Source organism: Neobacillus sp. SM06, from assembly GCF_050496765.1.
Classification (GTDB): domain Bacteria; phylum Bacillota; class Bacilli; order Bacillales; family Cytobacillaceae; genus JAEVLT01.
On record NZ_JBNWEO010000015.1, the window covers coordinates 640,202 to 659,573 of the forward strand.

20 protein-coding genes and 1 riboswitch are annotated in these 19,372 nt (G+C 41.1%); of the genes, 4 read left to right on the forward strand and 16 right to left on the reverse strand.

Annotation, left to right across the window (positions count from 1 at the left end; genetic code table 11):
• Positions 1-33 precede the first annotated feature (33 nt).
• From ribE to ACQYAD_RS12710, 5 genes are all read right to left on the reverse strand, one after another.
• The gene (gene ribE, locus ACQYAD_RS12690) at positions 34-690 is read right to left on the reverse strand and encodes a riboflavin synthase (protein ID WP_430238659.1); all 657 of its coding nucleotides are present in this window, start codon (positions 688-690) and stop codon (positions 34-36) included.
• Between the two features lie 2 nt (positions 691-692).
• Complete coding sequence (ribD, locus tag ACQYAD_RS12695) at positions 693-1,793, reverse strand: bifunctional diaminohydroxyphosphoribosylaminopyrimidine deaminase/5-amino-6-(5-phosphoribosylamino)uracil reductase RibD (protein WP_430238661.1); 1,101 nt, start codon at positions 1,791-1,793, stop codon at positions 693-695.
• A gap of 134 nt (positions 1,794-1,927) precedes the next feature.
• Positions 1,928-2,075: riboswitch (FMN riboswitch) on the reverse strand.
• Positions 2,076-2,155: 80 nt separating this feature from the next.
• Positions 2,156-3,472: a GH25 family lysozyme gene (locus tag ACQYAD_RS12700; protein ID WP_430238663.1), complete on the reverse strand. Its 1,317-nt coding sequence runs from the start codon at positions 3,470-3,472 to the stop codon at positions 2,156-2,158.
• Between the two features lie 195 nt (positions 3,473-3,667).
• Positions 3,668-4,147, reverse strand: coding sequence for a GyrI-like domain-containing protein (locus ACQYAD_RS12705; RefSeq protein ID WP_430238664.1), 480 nt, complete (start codon positions 4,145-4,147; stop codon positions 3,668-3,670).
• Positions 4,148-4,228: 81 nt separating this feature from the next.
• A complete protein-coding gene (locus ACQYAD_RS12710) occupies positions 4,229-4,750 on the reverse strand; it encodes a CBO0543 family protein (RefSeq protein WP_430238665.1) in 522 nt (173 codons plus the stop codon).
• Positions 4,751-4,946: 196 nt separating this feature from the next.
• Between ACQYAD_RS12710 and ACQYAD_RS12715 the strand changes: the two genes are divergently transcribed.
• The 3 genes from ACQYAD_RS12715 to ACQYAD_RS12725 all read left to right on the forward strand — a co-directional run bounded on the left by ACQYAD_RS12715 (position 4,947) and on the right by ACQYAD_RS12725 (position 7,608).
• Positions 4,947-5,867, forward strand: coding sequence for a DMT family transporter (locus ACQYAD_RS12715; RefSeq protein WP_430238667.1), 921 nt, complete (start codon positions 4,947-4,949; stop codon positions 5,865-5,867).
• An 83-nt stretch (positions 5,868-5,950) separates the two neighbouring features.
• Complete coding sequence (hpaB, locus tag ACQYAD_RS12720) at positions 5,951-7,387, forward strand: 4-hydroxyphenylacetate 3-monooxygenase, oxygenase component (RefSeq protein WP_430238668.1); 1,437 nt, start codon at positions 5,951-5,953, stop codon at positions 7,385-7,387.
• Positions 7,388-7,431: 44 nt separating this feature from the next.
• Positions 7,432-7,608 carry a hypothetical protein gene (locus ACQYAD_RS12725; protein ID WP_430238670.1) on the forward strand — a complete coding sequence of 59 codons (177 nt, stop codon included), beginning with the start codon at positions 7,432-7,434 and terminating at the stop codon, positions 7,606-7,608.
• Positions 7,609-7,733: 125 nt separating this feature from the next.
• Here the strand turns inward: ACQYAD_RS12725 and ACQYAD_RS12730 are convergent, their stop codons facing one another.
• The 10 genes from ACQYAD_RS12730 to ACQYAD_RS12775 form a co-directional block, all read right to left on the reverse strand.
• On the reverse strand, positions 7,734-9,029 hold the full coding sequence (locus tag ACQYAD_RS12730) for a uracil/xanthine transporter (RefSeq protein ID WP_430238671.1): 1,296 nt from the start codon (positions 9,027-9,029) through the stop codon (positions 7,734-7,736).
• A gap of 60 nt (positions 9,030-9,089) precedes the next feature.
• A complete protein-coding gene (locus tag ACQYAD_RS12735) occupies positions 9,090-9,458 on the reverse strand; it encodes a DUF3899 domain-containing protein (RefSeq protein ID WP_430238673.1) in 369 nt (122 codons plus the stop codon).
• A gap of 80 nt (positions 9,459-9,538) precedes the next feature.
• Positions 9,539-11,167, reverse strand: a complete 1,629-nt coding sequence (locus ACQYAD_RS12740; RefSeq protein WP_430238675.1) for an ABC transporter substrate-binding protein — start codon at positions 11,165-11,167, stop codon at positions 9,539-9,541.
• Between the two features lie 22 nt (positions 11,168-11,189).
• Positions 11,190-12,143 carry an ABC transporter ATP-binding protein gene (locus ACQYAD_RS12745; protein WP_430238676.1) on the reverse strand — a complete coding sequence of 318 codons (954 nt, stop codon included), beginning with the start codon at positions 12,141-12,143 and terminating at the stop codon, positions 11,190-11,192.
• A complete protein-coding gene (locus ACQYAD_RS12750; protein ID WP_430238677.1) occupies positions 12,140-13,159 on the reverse strand; it encodes an ABC transporter ATP-binding protein in 1,020 nt (339 codons plus the stop codon). Before ACQYAD_RS12750 ends, ACQYAD_RS12745 begins: the two co-directional genes overlap by 4 nt.
• A 12-nt stretch (positions 13,160-13,171) precedes the next feature.
• On the reverse strand, positions 13,172-14,116 hold the full coding sequence (locus ACQYAD_RS12755) for an ABC transporter permease (protein ID WP_430238678.1): 945 nt from the start codon (positions 14,114-14,116) through the stop codon (positions 13,172-13,174).
• A gap of 2 nt (positions 14,117-14,118) precedes the next feature.
• Positions 14,119-15,045, reverse strand: a complete 927-nt coding sequence (locus ACQYAD_RS12760; protein WP_430238679.1) for an ABC transporter permease — start codon at positions 15,043-15,045, stop codon at positions 14,119-14,121.
• A 34-nt stretch (positions 15,046-15,079) separates the two neighbouring features.
• Positions 15,080-15,928: a M55 family metallopeptidase gene (locus ACQYAD_RS12765; protein ID WP_430238681.1), complete on the reverse strand. Its 849-nt coding sequence runs from the start codon at positions 15,926-15,928 to the stop codon at positions 15,080-15,082.
• Positions 15,929-15,972: 44 nt separating this feature from the next.
• Positions 15,973-17,040 (reverse strand): M42 family metallopeptidase, encoded by a 1,068-nt coding sequence (locus ACQYAD_RS12770; protein WP_430238682.1) that lies wholly within the window; start codon positions 17,038-17,040, stop codon positions 15,973-15,975.
• A gap of 15 nt (positions 17,041-17,055) precedes the next feature.
• Complete coding sequence (locus ACQYAD_RS12775; RefSeq protein ID WP_430238684.1) at positions 17,056-17,502, reverse strand: Lrp/AsnC family transcriptional regulator; 447 nt, start codon at positions 17,500-17,502, stop codon at positions 17,056-17,058.
• A 189-nt stretch (positions 17,503-17,691) separates the two neighbouring features.
• Here ACQYAD_RS12775 and ACQYAD_RS12780 point away from each other — a divergent pair, with 189 nt between their 5' ends.
• Entirely contained in the window at positions 17,692-18,822 is a 1,131-nt protein-coding gene (locus ACQYAD_RS12780; RefSeq protein ID WP_430238685.1) for an amidohydrolase, read from the forward strand.
• A 115-nt stretch (positions 18,823-18,937) separates the two neighbouring features.
• Here ACQYAD_RS12780 and ACQYAD_RS12785 read toward each other — a convergent pair whose 3' ends face one another.
• Positions 18,938-19,252: an iron-sulfur cluster assembly accessory protein gene (locus ACQYAD_RS12785; RefSeq protein WP_430238686.1), complete on the reverse strand. Its 315-nt coding sequence runs from the start codon at positions 19,250-19,252 to the stop codon at positions 18,938-18,940.
• Positions 19,253-19,372: the final 120 nt, after the last annotated feature.

Here is a 19,372-nt window from a genome sequence, read left to right on the forward strand (position 1 = left end):
CCTTGCCCAATGGACATGCCAAAGCGGCAAGTTTTAATAAAATCCATTTTCCGCTAAAAATTGTTCTGTTATGCCCGTTTTCTTTTCAGCCGGGTCGTCTGTCAGTCCCGTTAAAAAATGGCTGACGTATTTTCCGATCATATCGGTCTCAAGATTGACGATATCTCCGGGACCTTTATTTCCAAGAATCGTTTCTTTCATCGTGTGCGGGATGAGCGAAATCGTAAAACTGTTTTCGCTGACACCAAAGACCGTCAGGCTTGTCCCGTCAACTGCGATCGAACCTTTTAAAATAATGTACTTTAAAAGCGTAGGGTCAGCCTCAATTTCATAATAGACGGCATTTTCAAATGGTTTTTTGTTTTTGACGATGCCGGTGCCGTCGACATGGCCGGAGAGAAAATGACCGCCAAAGCGTCCCCCCGCTGCCATTGCCCGTTCAAGATTGACAGGGGACCCTCTTTTAACTATTTTTAAACTCGTCGCTTTCACTGTTTCCGGCATCACATCAACGCTGAATTGATCTTTGGAAAACCGGGTCACGGTCAGGCAAACACCGTTTACCGAAATGCTATCTCCAAGCTGTACATCTTCAAGAATTTTTCCCGCTTTGATTGTTAAAACAAACGACTCGCCAGATTGCTGGATTCCCGTAACTGTCCCAATCTCTTCAACAATTCCAGTAAACATGATTATTCACCTTCTTTCTCATTTGAACGTTCTGCGGTCACCTTAATATCGCCGCCAATCATTTCGACTGATTTTATTTTTAGTGGGATCGCATCGGCCATATTTGCGATTCCTTCACCGGAAAATGAAGTTGGGGCATTTTTTCCGCCAATTAATTTTGCGCCTATGTAGACAATCAACTGCTCAAAGGCTTGCTCTTTCAAAAAACTGCCGTTCACCTCTGCTCCGCCCTCCACAAAAAGCGAGGTAATCCCAAGTTCTCCTAAAATCGGCAACATTTCGTTTATTCTAATTTGCTGTTGCGGCATTTTAATGATTTTCACGCCCGCTTGTTCAAATAACTGTTGCCGCTCTTCTGGTGCGCCCGCTCCAGTGACGATCCAGGTCGGAGCCTCTTTGTCCTGAACCACCCTAGCATGCAGCGGGGTTCTTAGTTGTGTATCGAGAATCACGCGAATCGGATTTTTTCCGCCGCCAGCAAGCCTTGTTGTCAAGCTTGGGTCATCTTTTAAAACGGTGTTAACGCCTACCAAAATCGCATCATGCACATGGCGAAGCTGGTGAACGTCTTTTCTTGCGGCATCACTCGTAATCCACTTGCTTTCGCCTGTTTTTGTTGCTGTTTTTCCATCCAAACTGGCGGCGGATTTTAACGTGACATATGGAAGGCCTGTTTGAATCGAATAAAAAAATACTTTATTCAGTTCCCGGGCTTCCGTTTCCATTAAACCAATGACCACCTCTATGCCGGCCTTTCGCATCCGCTCAATTCCCGCCCCCGCAACTTGTGGGTTCGGATCGGTTGTCGCGACAAATACGTTTCTAATTCCCGAAGAGATCACCAAATTTGAGCACGGCGGCGTTTTACCGTAATGGCTGCACGGTTCTAATGTAACATAAAGGGTGGCGCCGTCTGCTTTTTCACCGGCCATTTGGATGGCATGAACTTCGGCGTGCGGTTCCCCTGCCTTTAAATGCGCGCCCATCCCAACAATTTGATGGTCCTTGACAACGACTGCGCCGACAACCGGGTTTGGCGATGTCTGCCCTATCGTTGCTTTTGCTAAATCGATCGCCAAACGCATATAATCCGCATCATTCAATTTTCTCACTCCCGTAAAAATAGGATTAAAAAAGAAAAACCCTGAAGCAAACAGAAGCTTCAGGGTACACGAAAAAGACAATAACAAATTAGGGCCTATAAATAGACTTTTTTTGCCCATTCATAAACCGTCCTTTTTTCCTTCTCCCATCCAGACTTTAACTGTCGGCCCTGGAGTTTCACCAGATCCACCGTTTAACCATAAGGCTAACCGGGTCACGGACTAAGAAGCAGCTGCTTCATCACCGCCGGTTCGGAATTTCACCTGACCCCGAAGGAAACCATATCACAGATATAGTTACGTTTATTTACTTGTTGGTTTCATCTTACAGCAGAACAATCAAGGATGCAAATAGAAAATCTTTATTTCACGCGCAACTTTTGACCGGCGTAAATGGTGTATTTGGCATTTAGATGGTTCAGGGCTTTGATTTGGGCAATGGAGGAACGATACTGAACTGCTAACTCAGAAACCGTTTCTCCCCAGCGGACGAGATGATAAACCGGCGTTGACGCTGAAACCGCTGGAACGGAAGTCGTTGTTCCAGAAGGAATTTTTAACACTTGCCCAGCGCGGATAAAGTTTTTATTGCGAATGTTATTGACGAAGGCCAAAGAATTAACTGAAACGCGAAACTTACCTGCGATGCCACTTAATGTGTCACCCCATTTGACGCGGTATGTTGCCGTGGCAGTTCCAGAAGTTCCAGAAGTTACAGACAGCGGCTTAAGCTGGCTGTTCTCAAAATTGACTTGAGCTGGCTTCATGCCGGTTTTTAACTTTGATAATAATGCAAGGTTTTGTGCCGATGTTCCCGTATAATTCGGAATCCCATACTCTTCGGCTAATACAGCCCTGTTGCTAAAAGAGGCATTCAAGCCTTTTTCTTTCATATAATCAACAAGTGATAGAGTTTCAATTTTTTTCACTACTATAGAAGACGATCTCACTTGGTTTGTATACTTGCCTGCATAATCTTCTGATACATCGAAATTCCCATAGGAGGCCAAGCCGTTAAAGCGATAGTCTGAAGCCCATTGCCATGCCCCGACTCCATTTGAGAAAACAGCCGTAGGATTCCCTTTTTGCGGATTAATCGGATAAGATGCAAGCCAAGGTTTATTAATTAGCAGCGATTTCGGCAGCAGCCGGTTATTGTAAAAATAGGAACCACTGTATAGATCAATCTTTGAATATCCTAATCTTCTCATTTCTTGGATAAATGTATTCGTGTATTCGGTTAATTTGGCCGGATCGTTTGAGAGATTGGTAGCTTCCACATCGACAACTACATAGCCGTCTTTGTTTTTGTCAAAGCCAACTAAATTCAATTTTTTATCAAACCATTGGGCTTCTGCTTTGGCAATTTCATTGCTTGTAAAACGTGCATAGTGATAGGCATGTACAATCATTCCCGCTTGTTTCGCATTGGCGATGTTAACAGATGCGGCTGGATCGACAAAGTAGCGATCCTCGCTCACTTTGATGACAACGGCATTTACACCGGCCTCTTTAATGGTTTGATAGAACGCAAGCGGCAATCCCGTTTCATTGTTATGGTGGGAAACATCAATAAAATCAACATTTGGTTCACTCGCAAAGGCGGAAATTCCAGACGACAAAGCGAACACGGCCGAGATGACTAGTAAACGAAGAAACTTCCACATTTTCTCCAACATTTTTCACTCCTTTTAGCAAATCACGCATTAGCTGGACAAATGATCAAGCTAATCCATTCTTTAAGACGTGTTACAATAGAGTATGCTTATTGGAAAGAACGAGTGAAATAATTGGACAATGTTAATATCTTCCTTTTTTGCTTCGAAAAAAATCAAAGCTTCCCAGCCCAAACCAAAAAAAGAGAACTAAGCATGTTAGTCCTCTTCTCTGTAGCGTTTTACCGGCAAGTAAATATCAAATTGAATGGTTTCATCCCTTTTTTTATTGTTCCTTTTTCCGAAGGGGTATATTTCAAGACTTAGTGCGTGATGGTCTTGTTCGTATCCATACTCTTCCATCCATTTGAACATTTGTATGTAGGTGTTTTCGACTTCCTCCGGCAAACCATCATGGCTGCCGAATACGTAACTTTTTTTCGGAATGGTGAAGCCTACCATTCCTTCCGGTACGTCTATAATTTTCTCAACCGGTGTTGTTACATAATACGTGATTTCTGTTTCCCGGCAATGAAATGGGTTAATCAGCACTTGTTCCCCTGTCGGGTAAAGAACCTCGTCTGCTCTAAATTCCATCTCGGTAAAAAGCTGTGGGAGCTTATCCAATTCAGAATAGGTACCGTTCCAGGCAATGCCAACTACTTGAAATGCTTCTTTCTCAATCACACGAATCTCCAACTTGATCCCCCCTACCCACATCATATTTCATTTGCCATGGTTTTATCCCTTTCAGCGCATGCAAAGTTTATTTTTGAATAATTATTTTAAAATACTTGTGGGCACTTCAAATACTTTCCACAAGAAAATCGTAAATACTGCCGATAAAATCCATGCCAAAAGCGGATTTTTATAATGAATGGATAAGATAGCAAACATTACAAATGTAAACAATGCCGACCATGCATAATTCCACCCATGCTTGTGAACAATTCCGCCCGTCATTAAATCAATTAGTTCATTGACTAGATAGAGAAGGGTCCATGCAAGAATGTAAAAAAATCGTTTTCTGCGACTTTCAGGTAAATGGCCGAGGAAGATCAGCATCGTCAATGGATATTTGATAAACAGAATGAAAAGGGAAATATGCGTGTGCTTTGCCCAGCTGGCATCACTGCCAATCGGTTTGTATTCCCACATGCTATAACGAAAAAATAAAAATTGGTACAATAAATCCCCAACCATGAAGAAAAGAATCGTTGGATAGTATTGTTTCCAATTTTTCCAATCCGCCCATTTCAGTGCGATTGCGATATAAAATGTTGCATACAAAAGGTTCGCCATAGATTCCCCCCTTTTTAACTAATGTATAACCAGTATTTTCCTTTTAGTGGGTAATTTATAACATTATTTTTAAATAATTTCTATTTATCATTGAAAATGATTTGTCATACAAATCTTCTATCAGTTTTTAAACTATTCTGTTAAAATCAATTCATAGGACGATTCATTTCCATTATCGAATGAAGGAGCTTTGCCAATGCCCATTTTTTATGCCTTCATCTTGCTGATAACAAGCTTTTTTTGGGGGGCGAATTTTGTCTTTAGCAAATTCTTGATTGGTCACGCTTCCCCCATTACGCTGACCATTTTACGCTGGATCATTGCCGTTCTTTTCCTTTTTCCGCTTGTTTGGAAAAAAGAAAAAAAGCTGAGCCTTCCAAAAGAGAGTCTGCTCCCCCTCTTATTAATGGGATTAACAGGGGTCGTTCTGTTTAATATTTTTCAATTTTTAGCAATCGCGGGAACTTCCTCGATTAATGTGAGTTTAATCTCAACAATGAATCCGATATCAATTGCGATTGCTTCTGCTTTTTTGCTTCACGAAAAAATGAGCGGGAAGCAAATGACCGCGATGGCTGTTTCGTTTTTCGGAGTTCTGGTCGTTTTAACAAAGGGGGACGCGAGCAAACTTTTTGCACTTCGTTTTAATATTGGAGATTTGTGGATGGTTACGGCAGTGATGATCTGGGGCATTTACTCCATTTGTGCAAAATGGGCAATGAAGACCGTCTCGCCAATGGCTGCTACCTTTTATTCCGGTTTATTCGGCGTTTTGATTCTCTTACCATTCAATCTTACAAACATGCAGGTCGAAAATATCAACCTTCCTTTCCTCAGTTCGCTTGTGTATACTGGGCTGATCTCGACCGTTGTGTGCATGCTGTTGTGGAATATGGGCGTTCAAAAAGTCGGTGCCACAAATGCGGGAATTTTTTTGAATTTTAATCCAGTCTTTACCGTGATGCTCGCCTTTTTAATCCTTAATGAAAAAATGAATGGAGCGGAATGGTTTGGCAGCGCGATCGTGATAACAGGTTGTTACCTCTTTTCCCGCTTTGCTTCAAGCAAGAAAATAGTCCCAGCGGAACAAGCAAACAGCCTACCTAAACAAGTTTAAAAGCTGGAAGTTGGACATTCATCCAATCCCTTCTTGGTCCATTATCTTACACTATACTAACGACTTTGTAAGAGGGTGATAGGATGTCTGTCATATCAGGGCAAGAGTATATTCGAAGAATCGATGATTTGCATGCAGAAGTCTGGATCGAGGGGGAAAAGGTAGAAGGAAAGATCTCCCGCCATCCTGCTTTTTCAAAAATCATTAATAGCCAGGCTAGACTGTATGATATCCAACTGGAGAAAAGTGAGTTAATGACCATTCCTTCTCCAAATTCGTCCGGCCGAATTGGAATCTCCTATTTGGAACCAAAAACAAAAGAAGATTTGGAAAAGCGACGCTTGATGATCGCCGAATGGGCAAAAACGAGTGCTGGGATGCTGGGACGTTCGCCAGATTACATGAACACAGCTATCATGGCGTTTAGCCGGGCTGCAGACGTTTTCGCTGTCGAAGGACAGCCGTTTGCTCAAAATTTTCGCACCTTATACGAGTTGGCATGTGAAAATGATCTTTCGTTTACCCATACGTTCATTAATCCGCAAGTGAACCGCTCGCTCTATTATTTGGAGGACACCGATGAATTGATTTCCGCACAAACAGTCGCACACAACAAGGAAGGCATTGTCGTAACGGGAGCACGTCTGCTGGCAACTCAAGGAGGCATAACCGATGAAATATTGGTATTTCCAACAAGCGCTGCCTCGTTAAATAAAAATTTTGCTTATGCCTTTTCAATCCCTAGCAATACCCCCGGGCTGAAGTTTATTTGCCGGGAATCGTTCGGGTACAAAGACTCCATCTTCGACCATCCGCTTGGGTCAAGGTTTGACGAAATTGATACGATTGTTGTTTTCGATCATGTGACAGTTCCATGGGAACGGGTATTTTGTTACCAAAACCCTGAAGCGGCTTTTAAGATTTTTCATGAAAGCAGCTTTACTCCTTTAGCGGCACATCAGGTAACCACACGCAGGATCGTTAAGACAGAATTTATACTAGGCGTTGCCCAGCTGCTTGTTGATACAATAAATGTCGGTGAATATCAACATATTCAAGAAAAAATTACAGAAATTATCATCGGTCTTGAATCATTAAAGGCACTTTTGCTAACTTCCGAGATGAATGCAAAGACAGACAAATGGGGAACGATGGTGCCAAGTTTTACTTCATTGGGTCCTGCGATTATGTTATACAACCGGCTCTACCCAAGAATGGTTGAAATCGTTCAGCTTATTGGAGCAAGCGGTCTTGTTTCCATTCCAACTGAGCGGGATTTCGCCTCTGAAATAAAGCCTGATTTGGAAAAGTATTTACAGGCGGCAAATGCCAATGCGGTTGAACGGGTACAACTTTTTCGACTAGCGTGGGATATCAGCATGAGCGCATTTGGCAGCCGCCAAAATTTGTATGAGCGCTTCTTTTTTGGCGACCCGGTTAAAATGGCAAGTGGATTTTATAAATCATACGACAAAAGCGCTGCTAAAGAATATGTGAAGAATTTTTTAAAGTCCAATTAAATACAGTATACTTTACGTAAGTCGGGGTGAAGGGAGTTGTACATTTGTTAGTAGCATTCCCCATTCTTGTTGTTTATCTCCTTTTTTTCATTTTCGTCATTTATTTTCTTGTTCGAGTCTTGCGGTTTATGGATGAAAAAACAATGCTTGAGAAGGAACGAAATGCCAATCTGCTGCAGATCGTAAAACAACTTGAACAATTAAACACGAAAGATGATTAATTTGCAATGCAAAAAACGCCTGGCCGGCCCGCTTATGCCAGACGTTTTCTCTTTTTCTTTGTAAAACGAACTACCCCTCTTAGCGATAGACCAAACCATTCACTAAACAGAGCAGCCTCAGACGATCACGATTCTTTTTTTATCAAGCCAATTTCAAGTTTTGACCAATCGATTAGATTTTCAAGGACGATCGAAATGAGAATTCCAACGATCAGGCCGTTACTTACAAGTGGTCGGATCAGCAAAGGAATGCTCGAAAACATACTGGCTGGTATGTTCATTACGGCAATGCCCAACAACACCGGCAAAGCGATCCGATAGATCGTCTTTGAAGTAAAAACGATCCCCTTTAAGTTCGACAGCGCTCCGCCAAATAATTGCAAGTATGCTACAAATAAGACAGCGTCCCCGACACTCACTGGCAATGACGAGAATAAATGTCCCAGAAATGGAACAAGACCAAGGATCATAAACAGAATAGCTCCCAGAATAAACGGAGCAACTTCAATGATTTGGGTTGATTGTAAAAAACCAACTGACGAGATGTATGGCGCATATGGAACAAGGCCGAAAAATCCGGAAACGATCGAATTCAATCCCGTCAAGAAAAAAGAACGGCGGTACTCTGTCTCTGTTGTCTTGCGACGAAGGACAGGTTCTGCTCCCTTTAAAGCACCAATTGTATTGGTCGTATTCACAAGGCCTGTTAACACAATCATTAGCACAATGCCTATATTGAAATTCGGCTGACCCCATGGAAATAAATGAATCAGCTGTGGTGCAACAGCCTTCGTTTCCACTTTTGGAAAGAAAAGCACATAGGCAATCCAGCCAACAATAATACCAATCAAGATTGCAAAATTGCCAATCAGACCTTTTCCTTTAATATTGATTGCTGCAACGAGAATAACTAGAAAAAGGGATAATCCCGCTATTGGTAGATTGATTTTTCCCGTAGTGGTCAACCCGAGCATCCCTTTTGTAAAAATAACAATCAGCTGGGTTGCGAGTAAGAATAAGACCGTACTCATGACAACAGGAGAAAACAAACGGTTTAAAATTTTTCCAATACCAAGTGCACCAAGCACCGCAACAATCATTCCGGATAAGAGAATGCCGACACTGATTCCACCGCCAAGCTCACTGACACTCATTCCAGCTGAAGATGCCGCGGCACTCAAACTAAGTATCGTCCCCCACCATAACCCCGATTGTCCTTCCATGATCGGCGATTTATGCCCAAAAAGCGCCTGTAAAATACAAGCAGCCCCTGTAAAAATAAACGAACGCTGCAGCGCTCCAGCTATTTCTGCTGCCGGCAATTGAAAGGCATCCCCGATTGTAAGCGGTATCACCACTGTGTTCGCAAACATAAAAAAAAGCCATTGAAATCCGGCGAGAAATGTATTCGAAAGCGGCATGCGGTTTCCCCCTTTTTTAGCGAAGACTTAAATTTATAACATAGCGCGAAATAGATCCCTTCATCCCCGTAAAGCAAGCCCAATCAAGGAAACGGTAATCGAACTGCACCCTATTAAAAAACTTAAGACAATGATTTTATGTATAAACTTGTTTTTAAAGTCTTGCAAGATCTCATCTTTTTGGATTAGTTCTTCTGCCCTTTCCATTGCATTCGATTTAGGAAAAGCAAATAACTGTATCCTGCGGAACCCAACAAAAAAATTTGTTAAAAATCCAGATTTAAAAATAAAGAAGGAAGAAGCAATGATAAAACAAATAAGACCGGCAAGGAAAGAAGCATTGATCCAGTCAACAAGCGACATTTTTGCAGCAATCTTGTATATAAACCATATTAGAATACCCAATAAGTAGACAAAAGCATGCTTCATCCTTAAAATCTCCTAGTTTTTTATGTAGTCAGAAAGTTATAAGCAGGTGAGGAAATCATAGCTCACCTGCTTGCAACTCGTTATTCAGAAACTTTTTTGGCCCATTTAACTGTTGGATAGCGGTTAAACGGATATACAACACCTTCAAATTTTGGTGATGTTAAATACGTATTCGTATAATGATATACTGGCATAAATGGAAGATCCTCCATTAAGATTTTTTCAGCATCGTGCAGAAGTTGGAAATGTTTATCTGGATCCTGTTCGATCTTTGCTTGTGCAATTAGAGAATCGTATTTCGGATTTACCCATCCAGTACGGTTATTCGGACTATCACCTAAATAGTAATCTAAAATAACTGCCGGATCAAGCAAAATTCCAATCCAGCCCATTCGAGCCATTTGGAAATTACCTTGCGCAGTCGTATCTAAATACGTTTTCCACTCTTGGTTTGCAAGTTTAATATTCACACCGAGGTTTTTCGCAATCATCTCTTGAACTGCTTCTGCCATTTTCTTATTGTTTTCAGCAGTATTGTATAATAAGGTGACTTCAGGTAATTGAGTCCAGCCTTCCTCAGCCATACCTTCTTTTAATAGTTTTTTCGCTTCTGCCGGATCCTCTTTGAAATATTTGCCGCCAACTTTGCGGAAATCTCCCTTAGATGTTTTTACACCAGGAGGAACGAATGCATAGGCAGGAGTTTCTCCCGCTTTTGTGATGTTCTTAGTTAAAGCATCCCGGTTAATAGCTAATGCAAATGCACGGCGAATTTTTGCATTTGTAAACGGAGCTTTCTTAACGTTGAACATGTACATATATGTTCCGAAGTAAGGAACATTTTTGTAATCCTTATTATTTTTTTCTTGTGCAATGACGTCTGTTGGCAAGGTTTGAATTAAATCCAGTTCACCAGTTTTGTACATTTGATAATAGGTTGTTGCGTCATTAACCATTTTCCACGTAACTTTATTTAAATTCACAACTTGCTTATTCCAATAATTCTCATTCTTTTCGGCAACAACAACACTGTCATGTTTCCAATCCGATAATTTGAACGGACCATTGCTGACATATCCCTTTGCATCAGCTGCCCAGTTTTTATTGGCTTCAGCTAATTCCTTTTTCACTGGATAGAATGTCCACATTGTTAAAAGTTCTTTGAAATAACTAAGAGGAGCATTTAATTCAACAACAAGTGTTTTATTATCTGTTGCTTTTACTCCGACATTATCAACGGATCCTTTCCCTTTGTTATATTCCTCAGCACCCTTAATATAATAGAGATAAAAAGCAAACTGGCTCCCCGTTGCCGGGTTTAAGACACGCTTCCATTCATATTCAAAGTCCTGTGCAGTTACCGGAGATCCATCAGACCATTTCGCATCGTCGCGTATGGTAAAAGTGTATTTTTTTCCGTCTGCAGAAGCTTTGACATCTTTAGCAGCCCCTAAAACAGGCTTGCCATTTTTATCTTTTGTGTAAAGACCTTCAAAAATATGGTCGATTACCCATCCGGAAGTTGTATCTGTTGCCATTGCCGGATCAAGTGATGGTGGTTCGCTCAGTGCATTTAACGTAATTTCCTGCTTAACATTTTTGCCACTATCCTTGCTGTTTGATGATGTTTTGTCTCCACTGCCGCTGCAACCTGCTAAAGCAGTGCTTAATAAAAGCACAGCAGCAATGATCCACAACCATTTTTTCACGTAATTTCCTCCCTTTTATTCTTTAATTGTATAGATGGCAGGCTGTCCAATGTTCGACCTTAACTTCTTTCCATTCCGGAACAGCCTCGGCACATATGGACATAGCATGCGGACATCTTGTACGGAATCGGCATCCGCTTGGCGGATTAACCGGACTTGGCGGATCACCCGCCAAAACGATTCTTTCTCTTTTAGCAGCTTTCGGATTTGCAACAGGAATGGCGGAAAGAAGAGCCTGTGTATACGGGTGTAACGGTTCTCTAAACAGCTCATCGCTGTTTGAAAGTTCCATCATTTTTCCTAAATACATGACACCGATCCGGTCGCTGATATGCTTCACCATTCCTAGATCATGGGCAATAAACAAATAGGTTAATCCTTCTTGTTCTTTTAAATCTTCCAATAAATTAATGACCTGTGCCTGGATGGACACATCCAATGCCGAAATGGGTTCATCTGCAACGATAAACCTTGGATTAACAGCAAGAGCACGGGCAATGCCAATACGCTGCCGCTGACCGCCGCTGAATTCGTGAGGGTACCGCTTTGCCTGTTCCGGCGTTAAGCCAACTCGGCTAAGAAGATCATAGATTCGGTCTTGTCTTTCCTTTCCCTTTGCCAGCAGGTGAGCGTCCATTCCCTCAGCGACAATATCGCCAACACGCATTCTTGGATTTAAGGACGCGTAGGGATCTTGAAAAATAATTTGCATCTCGCGGTTTACAACTTTTTTCTCTTTTTTATCAAGTGAGTCGACATTAACGCCATTATAGAAAATTTTTCCTTCTGTTTGTCTTTGCAAACCGACAATTGTCTTTCCAAGTGTTGATTTACCGCTTCCGCTTTCTCCAACCAAGCCAAACGTTTCACCTTTTCGGATCTCGATTGAAATGTCATCCACCGATTTTACCACTTGATCCTTTTTAAGCTTGAAGTATTTTTTGATCCCTTCAGCTTTTAATAGAGCCTCAGTCATTTCTTGTCCTCCCCTGCTGCAATTTCGATTTCCGATTTTGGTGCCCGAGGATCGTTTAACCAGCATTTAGCATAATGATTTCCCTCAATTTCGAAAGCAGGAGGCATTTCTTCCATACATATTTCCATTGCATATTTGCACCTTGGAGCAAATGGACAGCCCTTTGGAGGAGAGAACAAGTCTGGCGGAGAACCGTCGATTGGTATCAATCTTGACTTTTGTGCTGACTCCAGGTCTGGGATAGACTCCATTAATCCCCAAGTGTAAGGATGTTTCGGATTTTCAAACAATTCCATTACTGTTCCGCTTTCAACCATCATCCCTGCATACATCACAATCACCCGTTCTGCAGTCTCGGCAACAACTCCCAAATCGTGAGTAATTAAAATAATGGCGGTATCCGTTTTTTCTCGAAGATCTTTCATTAAATCCAGCACTTGTGCTTGGATGGTTACATCAAGGGCTGTTGTTGGTTCATCCGCAATAAGCAGTTCCGGGTTGCAAGCAAGGGCGATGGCAATCATCGCACGCTGCCTCATCCCTCCACTAAACTCATGTGGATATTGATTGTAGCGTTCTTCCGGATTTGGAATTCCGACTAACCGAATCATCTCAATTGCTCGTCTTTTTGCTTCAGTTTTTGAAAGCTTCTGATGAACTAGTAAGCCTTCTTCAATCTGCTTGCCAATTTTCATCGTTGGGTTCAATGAAGTCATTGGATCCTGAAAAACCATACTAATCTTTGAACCTTTTATTTTTTGAAACTCCCGTTTTGACAGCTTTAGTAAATTTTTATTCTGAAAAAGAATTTCACCATTTTTTATTTTGCCTGGAGGAGCGGGGATCAGTCCCATAATGGATTGTACAGTGACACTCTTTCCACTGCCGCTTTCCCCAACGATAGCAACAATTTCTCCCTTCTCAACATGGAAAGAAACATTGCGAACGGCCTGAACTTCGCCTCCATAGGTTTTAAAATTTACTTCCAAGTTTTTTACTTCCAGCAGATGCGCCACCAAAACACCTCCTTACTTACGATTACGCGGATCTAATGCATCTTGCAAGCCATCACCAAAGGAATTAAAAGCAAACATGGTAAGGGAGATCATAAATCCTGGGAAAAACAATCTCCACCATTGGCCGCTTAAAATGACACCTAACGCATCATTTGCCATTGTTCCCCAGCTGGCAAAGGGTGCTTGAACTCCTAATCCAAGGAAACTTAAGAACGATTCAGCAAAAATAGCCTGTGGGATCGTAAAAGTTAAATTGACAATAATAATTCCGAGCGTGTTCGGCAATAAATGCCGCAGAATAATTTTTCCGTGAGAAGTTCCCAGCTTTTCAGCTGCTAAAACATAATCTTGAGATTTTAATTGTAAAATTTGCCCGCGCGTGATTCGCGCCATTCCAACCCATCCCGTTACAGAAAGCGCAATGATAATTGTGGTAATTCCCGGATCCATTATGACCATTAACAAGATAACAACAAGGAGATATGGGATTCCGTAAAGAATTTCAATAATCCTCATAATAATGCTATCCACCCGGTCGCCGAATTTACTTCTACCAGCCATATATCCGGATATCCCACCAATAGTTACTCCGATAAACAGATCGATAAGGGCGGCCACGATGCCAATTGTGAGGGATACACGTGCACCATACCATGTTCTTGTCCACATGTCTCTTCCTAAATCATCCGTACCAAACCAGTACTTCCCACCCGGCTGCACATTTGCTTTCATTAGATCTTGACTGGATGGACTGAATGGAACCATTAATGGGCCAAAGACCGCCAAAAAAATGATAACTACTAATAGAGACAAACCCAAAATTGCTAATTTGTTTTTTAAAATATTAAGGATCGTTTCTTTCCAAACACTTAAGGATGGTCTTTGAATTTCTTTTACTTTCTTTTTTTCTGGAGAAACAGGACGAAACAGATTACTTTCTACTGGATTTGTCTGCAAGGTCAGTTCCCCCCACTCGTCAATTTAATTCTTGGATCAATCAATCTGTAAGAAATATCGATTAAAAATAAAATCACTACAAGAATTGTACTAAAAAAGATCGTCGTACCCATAATGACTGGATAATCGCGATTAAATATGCCATCCACAAAGTATTTACCTAATCCAGGGATAGCGAAAATTTTCTCAATGACAAACGTACCAGTGATTAATACAACAGCCAATGGTCCTATAAAGGTAATGACCGGTAAAATAGCATTGCGGATTCCATGTTTTACAACCAATTTAAAGGTCGAAAGCCCTTTTGCATTAGCTGTTTTTATATAATTTTGATTCATGACATCAATCATGCTTGAACGCATAAACCTGGCAATAACTGCCAGAGGGGAGGCTGCAAGTGCAACGGACGGCAAGACAGTATGCTGCCATGTTCCCCAGGAAGCAACCGGAAAAAACTTCCACTCTACTGCAAAATATTTAATCAAAAGAGGTGCAAGGATAAAGTTTGGTACAGAGATCCCAACAATGGCGATAAGCATGGCCAGAAAATCGATGGTTCGATTGTGATAAAGGGCTGCAAGAATACCCAATAAGAGACCAAAGAACAATGCAATGACAAGGGCTTGAACCCCTAGTTGTGCGGATACAGGAACACCCTGCCCAATGATGCTATTAACCGAGCGTGTTTCGGATTTAATCGATGGCCCCAAATCAAACATTGCAAGATTTTTCATGTAAAGAACATATTGTACCGGTAGCGGTTTGTCCAAGTTGTATTTTGCACGAATGTTCGTCAATACTTCCTTTGGAAGAACATTTGCATCTGATGCAAACGGATCACCTGGAATAGTTTTCATAATCACAAAGGTTAATGTAATAATGACCCAGATGGTCAAAAGCATCGTCAGCAATCTTTTGATGATATACACGCTGATTCACCTCCATTTTTCCGCTCGGGTTAAATTAGGCATTAACCGAACCGAGCACCCCATTTGTCGCTGTCATGGCGATAATGACACAGCCCCACATATGTTTATACGCCGTGACGATATCATCACATGTAAACCGAATGCTTTTAGGTCCAGTTAGTTCAACTGTTGGCAATGTCGTTGTCATCTTTGCTTGTTGCGGTCCCTTAAACTCAATCTCGAAAGTAATCGGTCCGTTTACTTTCAGTGGCTTTGCTTCTTTTATCTTTCTAACTGCTGCTTCGGCTTTTGTTCTGATTTCAGCTCTGGCGGTCTCCGGATGAATCAGCTCGGCTGCAAAGCGGTCAACTGCTCTTTTAACAACAGCTGCCTCTACTTCCGGGAGCGTTTCTTTTACTTCCTTTACGTATGCATCATCACCGCTGATAAATAGTGGCGGCACCCCGAATGCCCCGGCAACAAATGAGTTCATCTCTGTTTCTCCCACAACTTTACCATTGATCTTCATTTCATTTACGCATATTCCTGCAAGGGTGTGACTGATAACTGTTACATCAGACCCTCCTTCACGGCCGTGATGGCCTACAAACATGATGCCATCAAATGTTTCATCCAGCCCTTCTAACTGGCACATCACTCTGTTATTTCCTGAGACGAGGCGTGCACGGGAATCCAATTCCTCAATTAAAATGTTTGACATATTTCCATGCCCGTCTGCAACGACCACTTCTGTTGCTCCCCCATTAAAAGCTCCCTCTATAGCAGCATTTACATCTAAGGTCATCAACTTGCGAAAACGTTGATATTCCGAGTTTGTTTTAAGTTGTTGATTGGCTGCAACTCCCGAAATACCTTCCATATCTGCCGAAATAAAAATTTTCATTTTAATCCCCCATTTTTTCAAATATTTTGATAATTTATTTTTAATTAACTGCAAAAAGGAAATGTTTGCCCTTCTCTTAAAGAGAGAATAAATGCTTTCAATAAATTTTTTGTAGCCTCAAGGTCATGCAAATCAACTACTTCGATAGGAGAGTGAGCGTATCGGGAAGGAACGCTCAATACCCCCGTTGGAATTCCTTTGTTTGCATAGTTTACAGCACCGCCATCTGTCCCAATTCCTGTAAAAACTTCAAGCTGGTACGGAATTCCTTTCTCTTTCGCCAGTTGAATCAATAGATCCTTCATCGTTTTATGTACAATTAAGCTAAAATCCATGATCTTAATTCCAGCACCTTCACCGAGCTTAAGACTTTGATCCATTGTGTCTTCCAACGTATCACTCACGGCGGTAGTATCTACCGCAATAGCAGCAGCAGCTTCTATGGTTTCGGAAGCTGTTTTGGCTCCTCGTAAGCCAACCTCTTCTTGAACAGTAAATAGGAAAATTAATTCCCCTGCAAAAGGTTCATCTTGGATTTCGTTTAACGTTTGTAAAAGAACCGCACAGCCCACCCGGTCGTCCAATGATTTTGCTCTTACCTTTCGGGCTGCTTCAGGACCAAATTCTTGAAAAGGGGTACCCCAAACAACCGGAGTTCCAACATCTATTCCCATTTCCATTGCTTCACTTTTGGATCTTGCTCCAATGTCAATGTACATTTGGGAATGTTTTCTTACTTTCCCTGGATCATCGAATTTCGCATAATGGGCAGAAATTGTCCCAATAACTCCTTCAACATCTCCCAACTCTCCCATCACTTTTACCGGTTGAGCAAGTAAGATCCGGTCGTCATTTCCACCAAGTTTTTCAAATCGCAGCAAACCGTTTTCCTCTATTTTTTTAACAATAAATCCAATTTCGTCCATATGTGCAGTTAATAGAATAATAGGACCTGGGCTCGTTCCTCTTTTTCTTGCGATCACATTGCCAATTGGATCAATCGTTACCTTGTCAACTTTATCACTTACATATTCCTTTAAAAATGAAACAACTGAATGTTCATAACCACATGGGCCCGATAACGCAGTTAACTGTTTTAAAAGTTCTTTCAACTTCAAATCACTCCTTTAAAAATATTCAAAAGTATTTTTATAAACTTCCATTTGGACGATTAAATTAACATCGGTAATATAGGGAATTTCGTTTATTTTAAGCAACACCTCGGTAATATCATCGTGTTCAGGTACAGCGATTTGAACCAGAAGTGAGTATTCGCCTGTTGTTAAAGTAATGTATCGAATCTCCCTAAACGATTTTAATAGTTCAATTGCTTTTTTAATGCTGTTTGGCATTGCTTTTAATTGGATTATCGCACCTGATTTAATTCCCAATGCAATCGGATTGATAATACCTACAACTTCGAGAATTCCGTTATCTAGTAAATTTTTATAGCGAAGCCGAACCGTTTTTTCCGTTACGTTTAAATTTGCCGCAATCTCTGTAAATGACATCCTCCCATCTTTTGATAAATGCTGGATGATTCCTCTGTCTAATTCATCTATTTCGTATTTCAAAACATTTCCTCATTTCAGTCGTAATTCTGGATAACCATTCCTCTAAAAAGTATTAGGATTGTTATCGACTGACTATTTACATGATTAAGAATTTAATTTATTATCAGAATTAGGAATTTTAAAGTAATTATAGGTAAATAGTTTTCAGAATGCAATAACTTTTTAAAAAATATTTTGGAGGGATTTTTAATGCTGATTCTTAAAAACGTAACCGGCTATGATGGAACTGGTCAAAGATTTACAGGCTCTACCATAATAATAGAGAACGGAAAGTTCAAAGAAATCGGGAATCGTCATCAGATTTCTGAAGACATTACAGTAATCGATTTAAGTGGCAAGATTATTACTCCAGGATTGATTGATGTACATACCCACCTCGGCGTTCATGAAGAGGGGATCGGCAAGGAAGGCCAGGATTTTAATGAATTAAGTTCTGCCAATACTGCAAAAGTTCGCGCATTGGATGGAATCAATCCTCGTGAAAAAGGGTTTGAAGATGCCCGCAAAGCTGGGGTTACGACTGTTCAGATCATGCCGGGGAGTGCAAATGTAATTGGCGGCGAAATGGTTGTCCTAAAAACCTTTGGGACAGTAGTCGATGAGATGCTTTTACGCAGCCCATCCGGATTAAAGGCTGCAACTGGCGAAAATCCAAAAAGAATTTATGGTTCAAAAGGAGTACTGCCGACTACCCGTATGGGAATCGCAGCATTACTTCGTGAAAAACTAACTGAAGCACAAAGCTACCTGGAAAAAAGAAGTGAAGGAACAATTGATCGGAACCTTGATTTGGAAGTCATCGGGAAAGTATTAAAAAAGGAAATTCTTTTGCGGGTACACGCTCACCGGGCTGATGACATCGCAACGGTTTTGCGGATTAAACGGGAGTTTGATATTGATGTTACGATTGAACATTGTACGGAAGGGCATCTAATTTCGCAATTTATAGCCCAGCACAATGTTCGAGTTTCGGTTGGACCGACAATGTCGTCTCGCTCCAAAATAGAGCTTGCTGATAAAGGCTGGCATACACTTCTCGCTTTAGCAGATGCCGGAGTTCCATTTTCCCTTACTACCGATCACCCTGTTATCAGTATTGAACATCTAATGACAAGTGCCATTTTAGCAGTTAAATATGGATTAAGTGAGGAACTTGCATTAAAAGCAATCACATTAAATGCAGCCAAACACTTAGGGGTTGAGAATCGGGTCGGCTCAATCGAAGTTGGAAAAGATGCAGACTTTGTTATTTGGAGCGGGGATCCCTTTGATTTAAGAAGCAAAGTTGAAAAAACGTTTATAAATGGTGCTGAAGTTTAGTTTTGACTTTAATCATTCCTGGCATATGGGAAGGATTTTTAAACTTGGACAGTTAACATAATAAAATTATAATCAATAAAAAGGACGTGCATTAAAGACGCCCTTTTATTATTTCTTAATGATGGTGCTGATGATGGTCATGTCCTTCTGTTGAAGGGTTTGTGATCACCCATTCCGGCTCGGGCACGTAGAAAAATTGAATCCAAACACCGTCCAGGTATTCTTGCCCTTTTTCGAGAATAATGTCAATGCCTTTGTCTGTTTGGACGACCTCGTCGTTTTCCGACGGCGTATCGAGCATCAAGTCATAATGGGCATGATCTCCATGCATATGGGTTACGTACACCCGAAATAATTTTTCCGTATCTCCCTCTTTTTCTAACATCTTTTTCAATTCTTTTGCTGCATTTCGATTAATCTTGCACTTCATCTAGCTATCTCCAATCATCTAAATTTCCTGTATATTATCTCATTTTCTTATCAAAAAGCAAAATGTGAACTTTTTTCATCATTTTCAATAAAAAAGGCAAACTAAAGTGAACATTTGCAA